Source organism: Burkholderia sp. Bp9143, assembly GCF_003853645.1.
In the GTDB taxonomy this organism is placed as follows: Bacteria; Pseudomonadota; Gammaproteobacteria; order Burkholderiales; family Burkholderiaceae; genus Burkholderia.
This window is the reverse complement of sequence record NZ_QTPO01000112.1, coordinates 1-2870: the sequence shown is the minus strand read 5'-3', so window position 1 is coordinate 2870 and position 2870 is coordinate 1. Positions and strand designations below refer to the sequence as shown.

The window sequence follows — 2870 nt, the reverse complement described above, 5'->3', positions numbered from 1 at the left end:
GATATAGCACAGGCATATAGTCCGTGGTGTGACACCAAGGGATCCTTCGCAATACGATCCAACCCGTGGGATAACTCGGTATAGATCGGGTTGCCACCCGGCGGCTCCTCGATGTTATGGCTGAAGCTGAAGATCCGGGCGCCTGCGGATGCCTTAGCCTCCTGAACCTCTTGGTCGATTTGGTTGATCAGATCCAGATCCGAGCGATAGTAGTCGTCGAACTTGGTCTCGATCGGCATAATTGCAAGGTCAGCGATCCAGCAACCGTCCGGTTCCGGACAGACAGTTGGATTGTTCAGGCGCTGACCATCGATCAACAATGCTCCGATTTCGGTTCCATGTGACTTATCCGCGTGCGACGGATGCAGGTATGCGCTTGAGTGCCGAACCCAGTCTGGCGGTAATTGCGTGAGCCCACCGTCAATGATTCCCACTGTTGGGTAGTTTCCCCTACTACGGTGACGTGCTTGCTGACATGGTGAAGCAACTACGTATCGAATCACCGTCACCAGACGTTCTCACCAAGGGCGTGTCAACGTTCGACGACAAAACCACCCTCGTCCAATATGAAATGCTGTCGGAAATTCTCGGCGAAAAACAGCTCAATGACCCTGCCGAACAAGCCGTGCACAAAGGGGCACAAAATTCACTCCTTGCTCTCGCGGTTGCACGCCTGCTTGATGCATCCCCGATCGGTGACTCGCTTCTTCGCGCAGTCACGGAAGATGTCGCGGTCTACCTGACCAATCGGGCGGTAAGCAAAGCGGTCAACGCAATCGTGACGCAAGCGATCGGCACGCAACCATGTGTCGTTGTTGCTCACTCCCTCGGGTCCGTCATTGCCTATCGCGTTCTCCGCGAAATGGGAGCACAAGCCAATGTGAAGAAGTTCGTGACGCTCGGATCCCCACTCGGCCTAAGCGCCGTGCGCAACCGACTAATTCCACCGGCGCTCACTCATCCAGAGGGGGTAAATACATGGGTCAACGCTTACGACGTGCGTGACGTCGTCTCGTTATATCCACTCGACCGTACAACTTGGGACATCGATCCACCCGTGATCAACATTAATACTGTTGACAACCACATGGACAATCGTCACGGTATCGACCGGATGGGCAACCGGTTCTGAATGGAATAAATCTTTCGATACGCGCTGGCGAGATCATCGGGATCGTCGGCCGTTCGGGATCCGGTAAGAGCACGCTGACGAAGTTGCTGCAACGCCTATACGTTCCGGAACAGGGGCGTGTCAGGATAGACGGACACGATCTCGCTCTTGCAGATCCCGCGTGGCTGCGCCGTCAGATCGGTGTCGTGCTGCAGGAAAATCTGCTCTTCAATCGATCGATTCGCGAGAATATCGCAGTTACCGATCCAAGCGCCTCTTTGGAGGTTGTGATGCAGGCAGCGAGCTGCAGATCGCTGTCGGGACGATTGCTTCCGACATAGATCAAAATCCGACCCTGCCGATAGTCGTTCCCGATGTCTTAGAAGGCGCGACCCCCGACAGGGACTTTGTCGAATCCGTTGCCGCGTTAATTGAACAGGCGGAGCGTCTACACCCGAGTGTTGCAGCCGCTCAAGCGCAATTGGAAGCAGCAGTAGCCAAAGAAGCGCAAACTCGGGCCGAAGGACTTCCGACGATCAGCTTCATCGGCAAATATTCTCGAAATAATCAGCCGGCAACCTTGGGGTTAGGCCAACCGTCCTTCCCGGCGACCGGACACGATTGGTACTTCGGCATTCAGGTCCAGGTGCCATTGTTTGAGGGGTTTAGTCGCGTCTATAAGACCCGTGAGGCCCACGCACAGGTCGAAGTGCAGCGATCAACGCTCGACAAGACAAAACAGCAAGTCGGTCTTGATGTATGGAAAAGCTATCAGTCGCTGCAGACTGACACCCAAAATCTCCAGAATACTGAGATGCTGCTTCAGATCGCGCGGAAGTCGTTCGTGGCTGCACGACATCGTTACAACGCGGGGGTAGGAAATATCCTCGAGCTATTAAGTGCGCAGTCTTCGCTATCAGACGCGAATCGACAACGTATTCAAGCCCTGACGGACTGGCGGGCAGCCCGACTCCAGCTCGCGGCAAAGATTGGGCGGCTTGGTATCCAGGATCTGGGGCTGGCCGTGGGCGAGTAGGATCGCAAGCCAGAGCAATGGCGCAAATTCACGTTGGAGAGTGGCGGCGAAAACTCTTCTTATCTGTGTGATTCATAGACATTGAGCGGCTCCCACCGGTTTCGACAGACCAAACATAAGGAAGTATTGCAATACTCGCAATGCTGAAATATTGCTCCTTCCGGTCAGTTTTGCGGAATGGGTAAACCACTACATCCGATTACTGCTCTACCTCGAACTGAAATTTTGGCTGTAGGTACGCGACCAATCTGAGCTCAACAATGTGTGACGAGAACGAGCCAACACGCTCTTGGCGGCGCATCGTGTATCGGGCGGCGCCAACCACATCTCCGGCAAAGTAGATGACGAGGCGCAATCGGCTATCCATCAGATGAGCCTCCGCGCGAATCAGATATATCCCAACCCGTTCCGTATCTGATGCAACGGAACACCTCGCCGGTCGAGCGAGCCATGACCACCTTTTGCTCGAATAGCATGCGGGTGGTCCAATCGCTTCTCGACTGCAGTCAGCCCCTCCGACAGTCCGACATCTGTTGCCGGCGCCAAACGCCAGCACTGGTACAGATGACGTGCAGTCTCAATCTCCTCGCGTGCGCATGCCACTGGCTCAATGTGTGAAAGATAGAAACCGCATCGGCATCGCGTCTGGGGGGCGACAATTATGTTGGCCGGTCGTTGACGTTTGTTTTGGCCGGTGGTGAGGAGTCGGAGGCGGCGTAGCCG

At 55.1% G+C, this 2870-nt stretch carries 3 protein-coding genes and 1 pseudogene; 3 read left to right on the top strand and 1 reads right to left on the bottom strand.

Annotated elements, in window-relative coordinates; genetic code table 11:
* Positions 1-317: hypothetical protein (locus DIE23_RS38750; RefSeq protein ID WP_221623390.1), on the bottom strand; the 317-nt coding region annotated here is incomplete at its 3' end.
* Positions 318-475: 158 nt separating this feature from the next.
* On the opposite strand from DIE23_RS38750, the gene DIE23_RS38745 reads away from it, so the two are divergent.
* From DIE23_RS38745 to DIE23_RS38735, 3 genes and pseudogenes are all read left to right on the top strand, one after another.
* Positions 476-1132 (top strand): hypothetical protein, encoded by a 657-nt coding sequence (locus DIE23_RS38745; protein ID WP_124618142.1) that lies wholly within the window; start codon positions 476-478, stop codon positions 1130-1132.
* Positions 1102-1413, top strand: a pseudogene (locus tag DIE23_RS38740) (ATP-binding cassette domain-containing protein); the annotation flags it as partial. The gene DIE23_RS38745 and the pseudogene DIE23_RS38740, both read left to right, overlap by 31 nt.
* The gene (locus DIE23_RS38735; protein WP_260436376.1) at positions 1347-2147 is read left to right on the top strand and encodes a TolC family protein; all 801 of its coding nucleotides are present in this window, start codon (positions 1347-1349) and stop codon (positions 2145-2147) included. The pseudogene DIE23_RS38740 and the gene DIE23_RS38735, both read left to right, overlap by 67 nt.
* The last annotated feature ends 723 nt before the right edge of the window (positions 2148-2870 follow it).